Source organism: Brevibacterium aurantiacum (assembly GCF_007558825.1).
Taxonomy (GTDB): Bacteria; Actinomycetota; Actinomycetes; order Actinomycetales; family Brevibacteriaceae; genus Brevibacterium; species Brevibacterium aurantiacum_A.
In genome coordinates this window covers 1-16,218 of the sequence record NZ_VLTK01000004.1, presented here as the reverse complement: position 1 = coordinate 16,218, position 16,218 = coordinate 1, and the positions used below count along the sequence as shown (strand labels likewise).

At 61.9% G+C, this 16,218-nt stretch carries 17 protein-coding genes; 7 read left to right on the top strand and 10 right to left on the bottom strand.

Going from position 1 to position 16,218, the window contains the following annotated elements; all coding sequences use genetic code 11:
* The first annotated feature begins 2 nt into the window (after positions 1-2).
* Positions 3-545, top strand: a complete 543-nt coding sequence (rplQ, locus tag FO013_RS07390) for a 50S ribosomal protein L17 (RefSeq protein WP_143921941.1) — start codon at positions 3-5, stop codon at positions 543-545.
* A 297-nt stretch (positions 546-842) separates the two neighbouring features.
* Here rplQ and putP read toward each other — a convergent pair whose 3' ends face one another.
* Both putP and purU read right to left on the bottom strand, forming a co-directional pair.
* Positions 843-2,363, bottom strand: a complete 1,521-nt coding sequence (putP, locus tag FO013_RS07385) for a sodium/proline symporter PutP (RefSeq protein ID WP_143921940.1) — start codon at positions 2,361-2,363, stop codon at positions 843-845.
* 170 nt (positions 2,364-2,533) lie between these two features.
* Complete coding sequence (gene purU, locus FO013_RS07380; RefSeq protein WP_143921939.1) at positions 2,534-3,385, bottom strand: formyltetrahydrofolate deformylase; 852 nt, start codon at positions 3,383-3,385, stop codon at positions 2,534-2,536.
* A 168-nt stretch (positions 3,386-3,553) separates the two neighbouring features.
* On the opposite strand from purU, the gene glyA reads away from it, so the two are divergent.
* Positions 3,554-4,828, top strand: a complete 1,275-nt coding sequence (gene glyA / locus FO013_RS07375) for a serine hydroxymethyltransferase (protein WP_143921938.1) — start codon at positions 3,554-3,556, stop codon at positions 4,826-4,828.
* Positions 4,828-5,715 carry a bifunctional methylenetetrahydrofolate dehydrogenase/methenyltetrahydrofolate cyclohydrolase gene (locus FO013_RS07370; RefSeq protein WP_143921937.1) on the top strand — a complete coding sequence of 296 codons (888 nt, stop codon included), beginning with the start codon at positions 4,828-4,830 and terminating at the stop codon, positions 5,713-5,715. The genes glyA and FO013_RS07370 overlap by 1 nt, the downstream gene beginning before the upstream one ends.
* A 107-nt stretch (positions 5,716-5,822) precedes the next feature.
* Here FO013_RS07370 and FO013_RS07365 read toward each other — a convergent pair whose 3' ends face one another.
* Positions 5,823-6,311: a GNAT family N-acetyltransferase gene (locus tag FO013_RS07365; RefSeq protein WP_143921936.1), complete on the bottom strand. Its 489-nt coding sequence runs from the start codon at positions 6,309-6,311 to the stop codon at positions 5,823-5,825.
* An 84-nt stretch (positions 6,312-6,395) separates the two neighbouring features.
* Between FO013_RS07365 and FO013_RS07360 the strand changes: the two genes are divergently transcribed.
* Positions 6,396-7,208, top strand: a complete 813-nt coding sequence (locus FO013_RS07360) for an exodeoxyribonuclease III (protein WP_143921935.1) — start codon at positions 6,396-6,398, stop codon at positions 7,206-7,208.
* Between the two features lie 16 nt (positions 7,209-7,224).
* Here the strand turns inward: FO013_RS07360 and FO013_RS07355 are convergent, their stop codons facing one another.
* Together FO013_RS07355 and FO013_RS07350 are read right to left on the bottom strand one after the other, a co-directional pair.
* Positions 7,225-7,557, bottom strand: coding sequence for a DMT family transporter (locus FO013_RS07355; protein ID WP_143921934.1), 333 nt, complete (start codon positions 7,555-7,557; stop codon positions 7,225-7,227).
* Entirely contained in the window at positions 7,554-7,952 is a 399-nt protein-coding gene (locus FO013_RS07350) for a DMT family transporter (protein WP_143921933.1), read from the bottom strand. The genes FO013_RS07355 and FO013_RS07350 overlap by 4 nt, the downstream gene beginning before the upstream one ends.
* A 253-nt stretch (positions 7,953-8,205) precedes the next feature.
* Between FO013_RS07350 and trpS the strand changes: the two genes are divergently transcribed.
* Both trpS and FO013_RS07340 read left to right on the top strand, forming a co-directional pair.
* Complete coding sequence (gene trpS / locus FO013_RS07345; protein WP_143921932.1) at positions 8,206-9,204, top strand: tryptophan--tRNA ligase; 999 nt, start codon at positions 8,206-8,208, stop codon at positions 9,202-9,204.
* Between the two features lie 52 nt (positions 9,205-9,256).
* The gene (locus FO013_RS07340; protein ID WP_143921931.1) at positions 9,257-10,306 is read left to right on the top strand and encodes an App1 family protein; all 1,050 of its coding nucleotides are present in this window, start codon (positions 9,257-9,259) and stop codon (positions 10,304-10,306) included.
* A 14-nt stretch (positions 10,307-10,320) separates the two neighbouring features.
* Here the strand turns inward: FO013_RS07340 and FO013_RS07335 are convergent, their stop codons facing one another.
* From FO013_RS07335 to FO013_RS07315, 5 genes are all read right to left on the bottom strand, one after another.
* Positions 10,321-11,310: an NAD(P)H-dependent flavin oxidoreductase gene (locus tag FO013_RS07335; protein ID WP_143921930.1), complete on the bottom strand. Its 990-nt coding sequence runs from the start codon at positions 11,308-11,310 to the stop codon at positions 10,321-10,323.
* A 150-nt stretch (positions 11,311-11,460) separates the two neighbouring features.
* Positions 11,461-12,237 (bottom strand): enoyl-CoA hydratase, encoded by a 777-nt coding sequence (locus FO013_RS07330; RefSeq protein ID WP_143921929.1) that lies wholly within the window; start codon positions 12,235-12,237, stop codon positions 11,461-11,463.
* Entirely contained in the window at positions 12,234-13,292 is a 1,059-nt protein-coding gene (locus tag FO013_RS07325; protein ID WP_143921928.1) for an enoyl-CoA hydratase/isomerase family protein, read from the bottom strand. Before FO013_RS07325 ends, FO013_RS07330 begins: the two co-directional genes overlap by 4 nt.
* 1 nt (position 13,293) lies before the next feature.
* Complete coding sequence (locus tag FO013_RS07320; protein WP_143921927.1) at positions 13,294-14,460, bottom strand: acyl-CoA dehydrogenase family protein; 1,167 nt, start codon at positions 14,458-14,460, stop codon at positions 13,294-13,296.
* Between the two features lie 146 nt (positions 14,461-14,606).
* Positions 14,607-15,122, bottom strand: coding sequence for a MarR family winged helix-turn-helix transcriptional regulator (locus tag FO013_RS07315; RefSeq protein ID WP_143921926.1), 516 nt, complete (start codon positions 15,120-15,122; stop codon positions 14,607-14,609).
* 52 nt (positions 15,123-15,174) lie between these two features.
* Between FO013_RS07315 and FO013_RS07310 the strand changes: the two genes are divergently transcribed.
* Entirely contained in the window at positions 15,175-15,849 is a 675-nt protein-coding gene (locus FO013_RS07310) for an SOS response-associated peptidase (protein ID WP_395949472.1), read from the top strand.
* Positions 15,850-16,218: the final 369 nt, after the last annotated feature.

The window sequence follows — 16,218 nt, the reverse complement described above, 5'->3', positions numbered from 1 at the left end:
CTATGCCAACCCCAACCAAGGGTCCTCGTCTCGGAGGCTCCCCAACACACGAGCGCATGATGCTCAACAACATGGCTGCTGCCCTGTTCGAGCACAAGAAGATCACCACGACCGTGACCAAGGCCAAGCGCCTGCGTCCGGTTGCGGAGCGCATGATCACCGCTGCGAAGAAGGGCGACCTCGCCGCCCGTCGTCGCGTGCTCGGAAAGATCGGCGATAAGTCGATCGTGCACGAGCTGTTCACCTCGATCGCCGAAACCATGGCCGAGCGTCCCGGTGGATACACACGTATCACCAAGATCGGTCCCCGTGCCGGTGACAATGCGCCCATGGCCGTCATCGAACTGGTTCTCGAGCCCTACTCGCCGAAGCAGGCAACTGTGAAGGAAGCCGAGCAGGCCACCGAGACCGCAGCAACGGCGAGCTCGAGCGAAGAAGTCGTCGAAGAGGCTCCTGCGGAGACCACCGAGGAAGCTGCCGACTCGGCCGCAACCGAAGAGGTCGCTGAAGAAGCAACCGACGAAAGCGCCGAAGAGACCAAGTAAGGCTCTTCACTCGCAACATCTCAGGCGGGCACCCGATGGGTGCCCGCCTGAAGTGTATTCACAGGAGAGTGGTCGCGTACGTCGCGTACGGGATGGAAGAGGATAATCAGCGCCTCCCGTCAGCAGCACACCGCACTCGCAACCAGGCAGTAACCACTCAGCGGCTTTTCCTCCCGGTGCTGGTGGAGGAATAGCCGCTGAGTGTAGGGCGTGATGAAGGTGGCGGATTCAGCTCGCCCGACGCACGTGAGTCCGTCAGGCGGGCCGTTGGTCTATGTCAGGCGGGCCGTTGGTCCGTCATTTCACTCGTGAGAGTTCAACTGATTCGTCGAATTCGCGGTCTGTGTCCGCATTGGGCTTGTACGTGAACCTGCTGACCACGATCGCCACAATGAGGTTGATGGCGAAGCCGGGGATGATCTCGTAGATCTGATCGGTCAGTGGGCTGCTGACCTGTCCCCAGACGAACGCCACCGCCGCACCCGAGACGAGTCCGAAGAGCGCACCCCAGTTGCTGAGCTTCTTCCAGAAGAGGGTCAGCAGCACGATCGGCCCGAAGGAGGCACCGAAGCCTGCCCAGGCGAACGCCACCAGGTCGAGGATGCTGTTCGACGGTGAGATCGCTAACAGCACGGCGATGACGGCAACAACGAGGATGCCGAGGCGCCCGAGCAGCACGTAGGTCTTGTCCTGGAGGGTGCGCTTCGAACCGGTGCGCAGCGCCACGATCTTGTAGAGATCCTCGATGAGAGCCGAAGAGGTGACGACGAGCTGCGAGGAGATCGTCGACATGATCGCCGCGAGCACCGCAGCCAGGACCAGTCCCGCGATGAATGGGTGGAAGAGGATCTGAGCCAGATCCAGGAACACCGTCTCCGGGTCGGTTGGTTCCATATCGGCATGCTCGGAGAAGTAGGAGATTCCGACGATGGAGGTGGCGATGGCCCCGAGAGCGGAGATTCCCATCCACCCCACACCGATCCGGCGAGCCACTTTCGCATCCGCAGGGGTCCGCAGCGCCATGAACCGTACGATGATGTGCGGCTGGCCGAAGTAGCCCAGGCCCCAGGCGAGTGCGGAGATGACAGCCAGGTAGGTGCCACCGGCCCAGAACGGTCCGCTGCCGAAGACACTGAGCAGGCTGGGGTCGATCTCCCTGACGTTGGAGATCACGGTTGACGGACCGCCGGCGTTGACCACTGCGACGATCGGGACCGCGATGAGTGCGGCGAACATCAGCAGGCCCTGGGCAACATCGGTGAGTGTGGCGCCGAGGAAGCCGCCGAACAGCGTGTAGATCATGGTGATGGCCGCGACGATGAGCATGCCGGCAAGATAGTTCAGGCCGAAGCTCGATTCGAAGAACTTGCCAGCAGCCACCATGCCGGAGGAGACGTAGAAGGTGAAGAAGACCAGAATGATGACACCGCAGACGATGCGCAGCAGACGGGTGTTGTCCTTCAGACGCTGCTCGAAGAAGCTGGGAATGGTGATCGAGTCACCGGCCTTCTCTGTGAATGCCCGCAGACGTGGGGCCACGAACTTCCAGTTCACCCAGGCTCCGACGGTCAGACCTACAGCGATCCACGCCTCGACCAGTCCCGCCGCGTAGATGGCTCCGGGCAGCCCCATCAGCAGCCAACCCGACATGTCGGAGGCTCCGGCGCTGAGTGCGGCAACGCTGGGGCGCAGTCCGCGGCCTGCCAGCATGTAGTCGTCGAGGCTGTTCTTGGTCTTGCGGTACGCGAACCAGCCGATGGCCAGCATTCCTGCAAAGTACAGGACGATCGCTATTGTGCGGAAAGTGGTTTCCGTCATCTTTAAGTCGTCTCCTTTTGTAAACCGGGGCGACTCTACAACACATTCAGCGTTGGGTGTGAACTGTCTATGAGTTGGCTAAATGAGGATTCAAGGCCAAGAGAATCTGCTGACAACCAAGAGAATCTGCTGACAACAAGGCGCTGTGTGCCGACGCTGAGCTGGTCGGATCAGTTGAAGACGACCGTGCGGTGCCCGTCCATGAGGACACGTCCTTCTGCATGCCAGGCCACGGCCCGTGCGAGCACCGCTGCTTCGACATCCTGTCCGCGCTGGACGAAGTCGGCGATATTGCGATTGTGATCGACGCGAGCGACATCCTGTTCGATGATCGGCCCTTCATCGAGATCAGGGGTGACGTAGTGGGCCGTGGCTCCGATGATCTTCACTCCGCGGGCGTGAGCCTGGTGATACGGTTTTGCGCCCTTGAAGCTGGGCAGGAACGAGTGGTGGATGTTGATGACCCGACCCTCGAGCCGAGTGCACAGATCCGGGGAGAGGATCTGCATGTACCGGGCGAGGACGATGAGCTCGACGTCAAGCTCATCGACGAGTCCGCTCAGACGCGTCTCGGCAGCGTCTTTGGTCTCACGCGTGATCGGAATGTGGTGGAAGTCGTGACCGTGGAATTCGGCCAGTGGCCGCAGGTCGTCATGGTTGCCGGCCACACCGACGATATCGATGGGCAGCTGCCCCGAGCTCTGTTGGAACAGCAGAGTGTTGAGGCAGTGCGCGGCCTTCGACACGAGGACCAGAGTTCTCGTCTTCTTCTCCACCGGCTGGAGGCTGAGCGTCATATCGAAACGCTGAGCCGCCTCGGCGAGGGAAGACTCCAAGGCTTCGGCATCGCAATCGCGGTTCGTGACGAACTGGACGCGCAGGAAGAACTGGAGGGAATCGGGGGAGGAGAACTGCTGGGACTCGGTGATGTTGGCACCGAGTGAGGCCAGGACCCCGGTCACGGCATGGACGATTCCGGTTGCGTCCGGGCAGGTGACTCGCAGGATCCATTCTCGACTCATGCGCACGATTCTAATGGTCGTACCCGGTGTGCCCCGAAACCGGCCCATCATCCGGATGACGAACGGCTCATCGGTGTGATCTGGTTCGCTGTTAGCATTGTTTCCGGGTGTTCGCGGAGCCGATCGCGGCGTCCCACTCATCACTTTGGATGCCACAGGAGTGTATACATGACTGATAACACGATGCAGGCTTCGCTTGCAGACCTCGATCCACAGATCGCGGAAGTCCTCGACCAGGAATTGGGCCGTCAGCGTTCGACTCTCGAGATGATCGCCTCGGAGAACTTCGTGCCGCGCGCAGTGCTGCAGGCACAGGGATCCGTGCTGACGAACAAGTACGCCGAGGGCTACCCGGGGAAGCGCTACTATGGTGGCTGCGAGTACGTCGATGTCGCTGAGACTCTCGCCATCGACCGGGCCAAGAGCCTCTTCGGCGCCGAATACGCGAACGTGCAGTCACACTCAGGTGCCTCGGCCAATGCCGCCGTGATGCACGCACTCGCCCGCCACGGTGACAAGATGCTCGGCCTGTCGCTGGCCCACGGCGGTCACCTCACCCATGGCATGAAGATCAACTTCTCGGGACGCCTCTACGACGTCGCCTCCTATGAAGTCGACCCCGACACCTACCGCATCGATATGGACAAGGTGCGTGAGCGAGCACTCGAGCATCGCCCCGAGGTCATCGTCGCAGGCTGGTCGGCCTACCCGCGCCAGCTTGACTTCCAGGCCTTCCGCGACATCGCCGACGAAGTCGGAGCGAAGCTCTGGGTCGACATGGCTCACTTCGCCGGACTTGTCGCCGCCGGCCTGCACCCCAACCCGGTGCCCTTCGCCGATGTCGTGTCATCGACGGTGCACAAGACCATCGGCGGTCCACGCTCAGGCTTCATCCTCGGCAAGGAGGAGTACGCGAAGAAGCTGAACTCCGCCGTCTTCCCGGGACAGCAGGGCGGACCGCTGATGCACGTGATCGCGGCCAAAGCAGTGGCGTTCAAGCTCGCCGCGTCCGAAGAGTTCAAGGCCCGCCAGGAACGGACCGTGCGCGGAGCCCAGATCTTGGCGCAGCGACTCTTGGCCGACGATGTTGCCAAGGCCGGTGCAACGGTCCTGACCGGCGGAACCGACGTCCACCTGGTCCTCGTCGACCTGCGTAACTCGGCCCTGGACGGCCAGCAGGCAGAAGATCTCCTGCACGAAGTCGGAATCACCGTGAACCGCAACGCCGTTCCATTCGATCCGCGACCGCCGATGGTGACTTCCGGTCTGCGTATCGGCACCCCCGCTCTGGCCACCCGCGGGTTCGGCGATGCCGAGTTCACCGAGGTCGCCGACGTCATCGCCGAGGCGCTGAAGCCCGGTGCGAACGTCGACGCACTCAGCGCTCGGGTCAAGAAACTCAGCGACAACTTCCCCCTCTACGAAGATCTGGAGCAGTACTGATGGCAGCAAAGACTCTTGACGGCAAGGCCTGTGCGAAGGAGATCAAAGAAGAGCTGAGGACAGCCGTCGCGAGCCTGGCCGAGCGGGGCATCGTTCCCGGCTTGGCCACGGTCCTCGTCGGTGAGGATCCGGGATCGAAGTGGTATGTGGCGGGAAAGCACCGTGACTGCGCCGAGGTGGGCATCCATTCCATCCGACGTGATCTTCCGGAATCGGTGAGCCAGGACGAACTCCTGTCGGTCATCGACGGGCTCAACGCCGATGACGAATGCACCGGATACATCGTGCAGCTGCCGCTGCCGTCTCACATCGACACCGACACGGTCCTCGAACGCATCGACCCGGCTAAGGACGCGGACGGGCTGCATCCGACCAACCTCGGCCGGCTCATGCTCAATGTCAACCGGGAGATCACCTCTCCGCTGCCGTGCACCCCACGTGGAGTCATCGAGCTGATGCAGCGCAACGGGGTCGAACTGGCCGGCAAGCATGTGGTGGTCGTCGGCCGTGGTGTCACCGTCGGCCGGTCGATCGGTGCGCTGCTGACCCGCCGCGAGTACAACGCCACGGTGACGCTGACGCACACCGGAACGACGAATCTGCCCGAGCTGCTGGCTCAGGCCGACATCATCGTCGCCGCCGCGGGCTCGGCTCGGATCGTGACCGCCGACGCGGTCAAGCCTGGTGCGGTCGTCCTCGACGTCGGAGTCTCACGCGAAGAGGACCCGGAGACGGGGAAGTCGAAGATCGTGGGAGATGTGGACCCTGGAGTCGCCGAGGTGGCGGCTTGGGTGTCACCGAACCCCGGCGGAGTCGGGCCCATGACTCGGGCACTGCTTCTGAAGAACGTCGTCGACGTCGCTCAGCGGGCGGCCGCAGCCGCCTGAACGGTTCACGTTCTCAGTCCGACGGCCTCCCACATCTGTGTGTGGGAGGCCGTCGGTCTCTGTTCTGCTGGTCCGGTCGCTGTTCGCTGGTCAGACCGGTGTGTCCGTCACTCCTCGAGGAGTTTGAGCTCGAAGAACACTCGCGGATCTCCGGCACCCGCATAGTCTTCTATGAGTTCACCGGTGAACCCGAGAGATGAATGGAACGAAATCGCCGCGGAAGAATCTGGCAAGGTTGTGGCCTGCACCGATGAGACTCCCAAGGTTCGCGAGTGTTCGATGAAGTGCTGGTACAGGTGACGACCGATTCCCTTATGTCGGAAATCCGATCGGGCGGCAACCAGGTGGATATAGGAAGGGCCATCGTGGGGGATGACGCCGAGCAGATAGCCGACGATCTCCGAACGGTATCTGGCCACCAGACCCGAGGTCACGAACTGGCGGAACCAGTAGGCATCGTGATCGCCGCTCAGGTCCCGGTCTCCCCAGAAGTTCTCCTGCGCACCGAGCAGGAACTCGCGCATCTCACGGGCGTCTACTTCGTCAAGCGGGCTGATGCTCAGCTGCTCAGAATCGAAAGTCTCGTCAACAGCCATTACGCCTCCTGAAATATGTTTCTTTCCATCACTCTATAACGCCCAAGCCCGTATGAGTAGTGCGCTCATGCCATGATAGAACACATGATTCGGATTGCATCAGTCAACGTCAACGGAGTTCGAGCAGCATGGAGAAAGGGGATGCCCACCTGGGTGGACAGTGCGAAACCCGACTTCATCACACTGCAGGAAGTCCGGGCCGCCAACGACATCGCCCTCAAAGTGCTCGACGACACCGAGTACACCACGATCAGCCACGACGCCGAGGCGAAAGGACGTGCCGGAGTCGCCGTCATGGCTCGCACGGAGCCGGCCGAGGTACGCGAAGGCCTCGGTGCTGACGGGTACTTCGACCGTGCCGGTCGGTGGGTGGAAACGGACTACCGCCTCGGTGACGGGTCGCTGCTGACCCTCGTATCGGCCTACGTCCATTCCGGTGAGGTGGACACTCCCAAACAGGAGGACAAGTACCGCTTCCTCGACCGAATGACCGTGCGCCTGCCCGAACTCGCACAGCACGCCGATCACGTGCTTGTCACCGGTGACCTCAACGTCTGCCACACCGAACGCGACCTGAAGAACTGGAAGGCCAACCGCAAGAAGGCGGGATTCCTGCCCGAAGAACGTGCGTACTTCGACGGCTTCTTCGGCGATGTCGGCTTCGTCGACGTACACCGAAGGCTCAGCGGCGATGTCGACGGCCCCTACACCTGGTGGTCCATGCGCGGACAGGCCTTCGACAACAACGCCGGTTGGCGCATCGACTATCAGATGGCGACACCGGTACTTGCCCAGGCGGCAGTTGAAGCCACGGTCGACAGAGCTGACAGCTGGGCCGAGCGCTGGTCCGATCACGCACCGCTCGTCATCGACTATGACCTCCCCGCACCGAAGTAGGCCGCAGGCTGATCGTCTAGGTGTGTGAGGAGCCGAGTTCGATGAGCAGCACGCCGATGAGGATGAGACCGATGCCGCAGAGCATCTTCCGCGTCAGCTTCTCCTTGAACAGCGCGCGGCCGGCCAAGGCCGTCAGAGCCACTCCGCTGGCGGCCCAGATTCCGTAGGCCACTCCCAAGGGGATGCCTGTGCGCAGCGTGAGGCTGAGCAGGCTGAATGACACGAGATATCCAACGGCGACTCCCGTGTACCACCATCTGCTGCTGCCGACCGATGCCATTCGCAGGCAGATCGTGGCCGCGACCTCGAGGACGATTGCGAAGGCGAGCAGGATCCATCCGATGATCATGACTCGACTCCCGGCGCGGTCTGCGGCGGTTCTGTCTCGGTCTGCGGCGCGTTCGGGACGGTCGGGTGCGCGTCATCTTCGCGGTTGCCGACCTCTACGAGGATGACGCCGCCCATGATGAAGACGATTCCGGTGATCATGACGGGTGTGAGCGGTTCAGCGAAGAGGACGAGGGAGAGGATCGCGGTGAGTGCGACTCCCGCTGCGCCCCAGATTCCGTAGGCGATGCCAAGCTGCATGCCGACGCGGAGGGTGAGGCTGAGGAAGACGAACGCTGCAGCATAGCCGAGGCCGACGAGGAAATAGAGGGCGGGGGAGTCAAGAGCTCCCTTCAGCGCCAGGGTGCCGGTCACCTCGGCGATGATGGCGCCCATCAGAAATAGCCATCTGCGCACATGACAATTGTCGGCCATGGTCATCCGGCAGGGAAATCGGTCAGCTTCCTCTCACGCGAAGAGGCCCGGGTCTGCGCGGAGGAATCTCCCCACAGACCCGGGACTCACCCAGGGCTCGTCGGCGCTGAACGATGTGATCGGCTTCGTCACTATACCGTTTGCCGGTGGCACGCAGGTGGCTGAGATCACCTGAGTCCTCGGCTCGCACGGGGCGGTCTGCGATGACGCGGGGTTGAAGTGGCATTATGGTTCTATGATGACTTCTTCTCTGCCACGCACCGTTTCCGGCATCCAGGCCACCTCTGACTCACTGCACCTGGGCAACTACATCGGAGCTCTGCAGCAGTTCGTGGTGCATCAGGAGTCACACGATGCCTTCTACTTCATCGCGAACATGCACGCGATCACCGTCGAGCAGGACCCCAGCGACCTGCGCGAGCGCACCCTGCGCACCGTTGCGCAGTTCATTGCGGCGGGTATCGATCCGGAGAAGTCGACGATCTTCGTTCAGTCGCAGGTCCCGGCACACCCGCAGCTGTCATGGGTCCTCGAATGCACCACGTCGATGGGTGAGGCCAGCCGGATGACGCAGTTCAAGGACAAATCGGCCAAGCAGGAGCATGTGTCCCTGGGTCTGCTCACCTACCCAGCGCTGATGGCAGCCGACATCCTTCTCTACAACCCGCAGATGGTGCCCGTCGGCGAGGATCAGCGCCAGCATCTCGAGCTGACCAGAAACTTGGCCGAACGCTTCAACTATCGGTTCGGAGAGACCTTCGTCGTCCCAGAGCCGCAGATCCTCAAGGCCACCGCGAAGATCTACGACCTTCAGAACCCCTCGTCGAAGATGTCGAAATCCCTGCCCAGCCCGCTGGGTCGCATCGACCTCCTCGATGACGCGAAGTCACTGACGAAGAAGATCAAGTCCGCAGTCACCGATGATGGCAAGGAGATCGCCTACGACCCGGAGTCCAAGCCCGGTGTCTCGAACCTGCTCACGATCTATTCCTCCCTGACCTCGCGGTCGGTCGATGACATCGTCGCCGAGTATGAGGGCAAGATGTACGGTCATCTCAAGGTCGACCTGGCAGAGATCGCCGTCGAAGCCCTCACCCCTGTGCGAGAGCGCACCAATGAGCTTCTGCAGGACCGGGCGCAGCTCCAGGCCATCCTCGATTCGGGTGCGGCGAAGGCCAATGAGATCGCCGAGGTGACCCTGCGTGAGGTCTATGACAAGGTCGGCTTCGTCTGAGCCGACTGCAACCCGATCCGACCTGACGTGCGATGAGTGTGAAGGAAGAACCGTGGCGAAGAAGAAACCCGAAGAGGGACCGCTGAATCTCACCCCGGACATGCTGCACACCGCGGCACGGATGGAAGATCGACTCAACGGCTGGCTCCAGAACCGCGCCACCGACCACACCTATCAGCGCACAGTCATCGCCTATGACACCTATGGCGGCACCGGATGGGTGAGAGTGCTCGGACGTTTGGTCCTGACCCCGACCGGTCAGACTGCGGCGGACCTGCAGGCGAGCATTCGAGGGTGGAAGTCCTTCGTCAGTGTGCCTCTGCCCAACGACACGGCCTGGGTCCGCGTCAATGACGAAGAGCACATGGTCACCGCTGACAGGGGCGGCATCATCGACACTGTCATTCCCGGTGACTTTCAGCCCGGTGAGACGGAGATCGAACTGTGGACCGATGGGTCGCTCGTCGATTCCGCTGCCGTGCGGATCATCGGCGAGGACACGACGTTCGGCATCATCTCCGATATCGATGACACGGTCATGGTCACCTCACTGCCGCGACCGTTTCTTGCCGCGTGGAACACCTTCGTCCTCAGCGAGCATGCCAGGTCGCCGGTGGCGGGAATGGCTGTGCTCTATGACCGGATCACCTATATGCGCCCGAATTCTCCGATGGTCTATCTGTCGACGGGAGCTTGGAATTCGGCTCTGACGATCAAGAGGTTCCTCTCCCGCAACCTCTACCCGATGGGGCCCCTGCTGCTCACCGATTGGGGGCCGACGACGACTCGCGTCTTCCGTTCGGGCAAGGAACACAAACGAAATTCTCTGGAGCGCCTGTCGCGTGAGTTCCCGTGGATGAAATGGCTGCTCATCGGCGACGACGGTCAGAAGGACGAAGAGGTCTACGGAGAGTTCGTGGACAACCACCCCGACAATGTCGCCGCGGTTGCGATCCGACAGCTCACCGTCGGTGAAGCGGTCTGGGCAGGTGGTCGTTCGAAGCGCCACGGTCGCGGTCAGGGCGTGCCGTGGATCTATGCCCCGGACGGTGCAGGACTGTCTTCGCGCCTGACCGAACGGGGCATAATCTCCACGATCTGAGAGCTCAGTGCGGCTCAGCCGACACCGACAGCCGTATTCAGGCGAGCGTCGAGCTCCTTCTTCGCGGCCTCGAACTGGGCGGCAAGACTGTCGACGAGTTCGGCTGTGGTGCTCTTCTCATTGAGCACGCCGATGCCCTGACCCGAGCCCCAGATGTCTTTCCACGCCTTCGAGTCCGACCCTTCCCTCGTGCCGAAGTCCATCTTCGTCGGGTCGGCCTCGGGAAGATCGTCGGGGTCGAGTCCCGAGGCAGTGATCGAACCGCGCAGGTAGTTGCCCTTGACTCCGGTGAAGTAGCTGGAGTAGACGACGTCCTCGGCAGCGGAGTCGACGACCATCTGCTTGTAGTCGTCGGTGACGTTGGCCTCTGTCGTCGACAGGAAAGCCGAGCCCACATAGGCGCAGTCGGCGCCGGCGGCCAGCGCTGCGAGGACCGAGCGACCGTGCGCAATTGCGCCCGAGAGCAGGACCGGACCGTCGAACCAGGACCGGATCTCTTGGACCAGCGCGAATGGGGAGAGCGCTCCGGCATGTCCACCGGCACCAGCGGCCACGGCGATGACGCCGTCGGCGCCCTTCTCCACGGCTTTGTGCGCGAACTTGTTGTTGATGACGTCATGGAGGACGATGCCGCCGTAGGAGTGCACGGCCTCGTTGACCTCTTCACGTGCGCCCAACGACGTGATCACGATGGGCGCCTGGTGGCGAACCACCTCGGCGAGGTCGGCCTCCAAGCGGTTGTTCGAGCGGTGAACGATGAGGTTCACGGCGAACGGTGCCGCCGGACGATCGGGATTCGCTGCGGTGAACGCGGCGTTGGTCTCACAGATCTCGTCGAGCCAGTCGGCGAGCATCGAGGCCGGACGGGCATTGAGAGTGGGGAAGGAGCCGATGATGCCGGCCTGGCACTGGGCCTTGACCAGGTCGGGACCCGATGCGATGAACATGGGGGAGCCGAGCACCGGAAGTCGCAGCTGGGGGAGAATGTTGGCGAAAGAATTCATTGTGCCTCCTTTGGGTGGATGAACGTTTCCACTCTAACTGAACGATTGTTAAAAGTGATCATGGGACCGAATACGCCGATGGCGCAGACGAGTTCGCCTCGCCTGCGCCATCGTTGCAGCCGTGTGCGGTTCGCTGCGTCGTGTGGTGGATCAGGAATCCGTGAAGTTCGCGTCCCGCTTCTCGACGAATGCGGTCATTCCCTCGGTCTGGTCGTTCGTGGCCAGGGAGGAGTGGAAGAGACGACGTTCGTAACGAAGTCCCTGCTCGAGCGTCGTTTCGAATGCGGTATTGACCGCCTCTTTCACCATCGCCGAGGCGATGCGGGACTTCGAGGCGATCGTCTGCGCGATCTCGTTGGCCGTTGCAAGCAGCTCCTCGGGTTCGACGATACGTGCGACGAGGCCCGAGCGCTCGGCCTCCTCTGCGTCCATCATGCGTCCGGTCAGACACAAGTCCATGGACTTGGCCTTGCCGATCGCGCGAGTCAGACGCTGGGATCCGCCCATGCCGGGGAGGACTCCGAGGTTGATCTCGGGCTGGCCGAACTTCGCCTTCGTCGACGCGATGAGGATGTCGCCCATCATCGCCAGCTCACAGCCGCCGCCGAGCGCGAAGCCGTTGACCGCGGTGATGACCGGTTTGCGCACGTCAGTCAGGCGGGTCCAGCCGGCGAACCAGTCGGCCTTGAACGCGGTGGCGAAGTCGAGGTCGGACATCTCCTTGATGTCGGCGCCCGCGGCGAAGGCCTTGCCGCTGCCGGTGATGATGATCGCCTTGACCTCATCGTCGGCATCGAATGCGGCGGCCGCGTCGGTGACGTCGGTGAGCACCTGCATGTTCAACGCGTTGAGAGCCTTCGGGCGATCGAGCGTGATGGTGGCCACACCCTGGTCGACGGATGTGAGGATTGTTTCGTAGTCGCTCATGAGAACACCTTCTCTTCGTGATCGGTGGTGAGGATGTCGTTGACTGTTTCGTCGCTGACCTCGTCGAATGCGGACGGGGACCACTGTGGGTTGCGGTCCTTGTCGATGACCTGCGCGCGGATGCCCTCCTTGAGGTCGGGACGACGCGTCAGCGCGACGGCTGCGCGGTAGTCCTGTTCGAGGACTTCGGCCAGGGACATGTCTGCGGCTTTGCGCACGGCGGCCAGTGTCACCTTCACCGACGTGGGTGCCTTCGTCCCGATCAGCTTCCCGGTGGCATTGGCATCAGGGTTCGCATGCGCGGCCAGCGCTGCGACGATGTCCTCTGCCCGGTCCCCGGTATAGCATTCGTCGATCCAGCCTGCTGCCTCGGCGAGTTCGTTCTCCGGAGCATCGGCGGCGTAGCGGTCGATCACCGTTTCCACGTCGCTGCCCGCTTCGAGGTCGGCGATGAGTCCCGGCACATCAGCGTCTGGCACGTAGTAGTCGGCTAATCCCATGGCCAGCGCGGCTCCCGCTCCGACCGGCAGTCCGGTCAGTGCCAGATGGGTGCCGAGCTCGCCCGGCGCATTGGCCAGCAGATGTGTGCCGCCGACGTCGGGGAACAGGCCGATCCCGGTCTCCGGCATTCCGATCTTGGTGGAATCGGTGACGATGCGGTGGGAGCCGTGGCCCGAGATTCCGACGCCGCCGCCCATCGTGATGCCGTTCATGATGACCACATAGGGCTTGGGGAATTCGGAGATCTCATGGTTCATCTTGTATTCGCGATTCCAGAACCGGGCGTTCTCATCGGTGCCGGCGACAATGTCGTTGTAGACGGCCTTGATGTCGCCACCGGCGCACAGCCCGCGTTCGCCGCGTCCGGTGACAAGGACGGCCTTGATCGCGTCGTCATCGCGCCAGCTCTTCAGGGCATCATCGATGGCACCCACCATTTCCTGGCTCAGTGCGTTGATCAGCTTCGGCCTGTTGAGCTCTATCCGGCCCACTCCGTTGGTGATCGAGGTGATCACCGATGCTTCCGTCGGCGGTGCCGCGGTCTCTGTCGTCATATCAGCCCACTCCTGTGCTCTTGCGCGAAATGATCACGCGCATGATTTCGTTGGTGCCTTCCAGAATCTGGTGGACGCGCAGGTCACGCACCAGCTTCTCAATTCCATACTCTGTCAGATAGCCGTAGCCGCCGTGCAACTGGAGTGCCCTATTGGCGACGTCGAAACCCGAATCCGTGGCTGTCAGCTTCGCCATTGCCGAGAGCAGCGAGGTGTTCGGATCGCCTGCGTCGTAGGCGTTGGCGGCACGCCACAGGAGGGAGCGAGCCGCTTCGAGCTTGGTCTGCATCTCCGCGACCTCGAATCGCAGAGCCTGGAAAGCTGAGAGCTCGGTGCCGAAGGCCTGTCGTTCGCCCATGTAGTCGATGGCTTTCTCCAGCGCAGACTGCCCGCCGCCCAGCGAGCATGCTCCGATGTTGAGCCGACCTCCGTCGAGTCCGGACATCGCGATCTTGAAACCCTGACCGGGTTCGCCGAGGAGGTTCTCCTTCGGCACGCGCACGTTTTCCATGATGACCTGTCGGGTCGGCTGAGCTCGCCATCCCATCTTCTGTTCGTTGGGGCCGAAGGAGAGACCCTCCATGCCCATTTCGAGGATGAATGCGGAGATTCCGCGCGATCCATCTTGGCCGCTACGCGCCATCACCAGGTATGTTTCGGTGGTGCCGGCACCGGAAATGAACTGTTTGACGCCGTTGAGGACATAGGAGTCACCGTCCTCCCTCGCCGAGGTGCGCAGGGCGGCGGCATCGGAACCGGCGTTGGGCTCTGTGAGGCAGTAGCTGCCGAGGTGATCCATCGAGACGAGCTTCGAGAGGTATTTCTCCTTCTGCTCGGCATCTCCGTATTTGTCGATCATCCACGCCACCATGTTGTGGATGGAGATGTATGCGGCGACCGAGGGGCAGGCGGTCGACATGGCTTCGAAGATGAGGGCTGCATCCATTCGCCCCATCCCTGTGCCGCCAGCTTCTTCGCTGACGTAGATTCCGCCCATGCCAAGGTCGGCGGACCTCTTGATGACGTCGACGGGGAAGTGGTGGTTGGCATCCCATTCCAGAGCATGCGGTGCGATCTCGGAATCGGCGAATTCGCGCACCATGCCGGAGATTGTCTGTTGTTCTTCGGTGAGACCGAACGGCAGGGCAGCTGCTGTGCTGCGGGACATTGTTCCTCCACGGTTTGGGCTATCCACGATTGAGACTTGTCGCATTCGTGATGTCGTTCACTACGATACGGAGAAATTACTTGGACGTCCAACTAAATTCGCGCAGTCGTTTCCTGTGGTAATCGGTCAGCAGAGAGGATGCAGCCTCAGGCGTGGTCTTCGAGCTCGGATCGCAGTGATTCAAGGTGGGGGAGGAGTCCGCCCAGATCGGTCCCGGCCAGCGCAGGGGAGGTGAAGACCTCCTCATTGAGGGCGGCGGTTGCGCGTGAGGAGAGTTCACGGCCGGTTTCGGTGAGCTCGACGAGCGTGGTGCGACGGTCATCTGGGTGGCTGCGTCTCTTCACGAGACCAGCCTTCTCGAGTCGATCGACCGAGTTCGTCGTCGATGTGGCGTGGACCTGCAGGCGGGCCGAGATCTTCGACATCGGCAGTGTTCCCGACTTGGTGAAGGACAGGAGAGTGAGGACTTCGTACCGTGAGAACGTCAGCGCAAATGGTTTGAGTGCGGCATCGACCTTTGCGAGGAACAGCTGATGGACTCTCATCACAGAGATCACAGTCGTCATACCATCGGTGGAATCGTTCCAACCGTGGGCGAGCCACTGTTTCCTGGACTCCTCGATCGGGTCGAGTCTGCTCGCTGATGTCTTTTCCGCCGCCATTGTCGACAGTGTAGTGAAGTGAGAAGATAAGCGCATGTGTGGTCGACTCAATATGTCTCTCGATCCGGCAGATCTCGCCGATGAGCTCCGTCTCGACGTCATCTCCTACGACTTCACACCCAGGTACAACGTGCCGCCCGGCTCCTTCGTGCCGATCGTCGTCGAACGACTCGACGACGAAGGGCAGCTGACACGTCGACTGGAGACCGCTTCGTGGGGGCTGGTCCCTGGATGGGCGAAGGACACGAAGATCGGCTTCAAGGCATTCAACGCGCGCTCCGAGACGGTCCTCGAAAAGCCGATGTTCAGACAGTCCATCAAAAGGCGTCGCTGTGCACTTCCGATCCCTGGCTATTACGAGTGGGAGACAACCGAAGACGGAAAGCAGCCATGGATGATGTCAGCCGCGGGTGCCGACCCGCTGTTCATGGCCGGCCTCTTCGAGTTCTGGAAGCAGTCGGACCAGTCCTGGTTGGTGTCGACGACGATCCTGACCATGGAAGCGGCGGGACACCTGCTCGATGTTCACCATCGGATGCCGGTATTCCTCAGCCGTGGCGGTGTCGATCAATGGATCGATCCAGCGGTGCCCAGTGCCGAGGTCCCTCCGCTCTTGGAATCGACACTCTCGCACGTCGACCCCGCGAGCGTGACGCGACATAAGGTCGGCAAGAGCGTGGGCAATGTTCGCAACGACGGCCCAGAACTCATCACTCCAGTGGGCTGACGATCTACTGCACGGTCGCGCGAAACCGCGGAAGCTATCCGGTACGGTTCCTGCAGCGCACCGGTCGCCGGGAAGTCCTCACCCGCCGCTGCGGATGAGTCGAACGGGTCAGCAGCTGGAGGTCTATGCGACGGAATCCACTCGTTTTGCACACCCCGCCAGATGTGTGTAGTGTGTACCGAGTTGCCAGCCCGCAAGGAACGGCAACGGTCGCTCTGACCAGGTTTGATCCCAGCAGATTGAAGATGAACTTCAAGTTGCGAAGGTCGAAACAACACTGTAGAGTGGATATCCGCTGGTACGGCGGGCCGCAAGGCAGAAAGTACACAATTGAAACTGACACCCCCGGTGTAGACCGCCATGTTTGAT

Excerpts from the sequence above, each read along its gene's own strand:
- FO013_RS07370 (WP_143921937.1), top strand. The coding sequence starts at position 4,828 with ATGGCAGCAAAGACTCTTGACGGCAAGGCCTGTGCGAAGGAGATCAAA.
- FO013_RS07360 (WP_143921935.1), top strand. The coding sequence starts at position 6,396 with ATGATTCGGATTGCATCAGTCAACGTCAACGGAGTTCGAGCAGCATGG.
- FO013_RS07315 (WP_143921926.1), bottom strand. The coding sequence starts at position 15,122 with ATGGCGGCGGAAAAGACATCAGCGAGCAGACTCGACCCGATCGAGGAG.
- putP (WP_143921940.1), bottom strand. The coding sequence starts at position 2,363 with ATGACGGAAACCACTTTCCGCACAATAGCGATCGTCCTGTACTTTGCA.
- glyA (WP_143921938.1), top strand. The coding sequence starts at position 3,554 with ATGACTGATAACACGATGCAGGCTTCGCTTGCAGACCTCGATCCACAG.
- FO013_RS07310 (WP_395949472.1), top strand. The coding sequence starts at position 15,175 with ATGTCTCTCGATCCGGCAGATCTCGCCGATGAGCTCCGTCTCGACGTC.
- FO013_RS07330 (WP_143921929.1), bottom strand. The coding sequence starts at position 12,237 with ATGAGCGACTACGAAACAATCCTCACATCCGTCGACCAGGGTGTGGCC.
- FO013_RS07355 (WP_143921934.1), bottom strand. The coding sequence starts at position 7,557 with ATGATCATCGGATGGATCCTGCTCGCCTTCGCAATCGTCCTCGAGGTC.
- FO013_RS07365 (WP_143921936.1), bottom strand. The coding sequence starts at position 6,311 with ATGGCTGTTGACGAGACTTTCGATTCTGAGCAGCTGAGCATCAGCCCG.
- FO013_RS07325 (WP_143921928.1), bottom strand. The coding sequence starts at position 13,292 with ATGACGACAGAGACCGCGGCACCGCCGACGGAAGCATCGGTGATCACC.
- FO013_RS07335 (WP_143921930.1), bottom strand. The coding sequence starts at position 11,310 with ATGAATTCTTTCGCCAACATTCTCCCCCAGCTGCGACTTCCGGTGCTC.
- rplQ (WP_143921941.1), top strand. The coding sequence starts at position 3 with ATGCCAACCCCAACCAAGGGTCCTCGTCTCGGAGGCTCCCCAACACAC.
- purU (WP_143921939.1), bottom strand. The coding sequence starts at position 3,385 with ATGAGTCGAGAATGGATCCTGCGAGTCACCTGCCCGGACGCAACCGGA.
- trpS (WP_143921932.1), top strand. The coding sequence starts at position 8,206 with ATGATGACTTCTTCTCTGCCACGCACCGTTTCCGGCATCCAGGCCACC.
- FO013_RS07320 (WP_143921927.1), bottom strand. The coding sequence starts at position 14,460 with ATGTCCCGCAGCACAGCAGCTGCCCTGCCGTTCGGTCTCACCGAAGAA.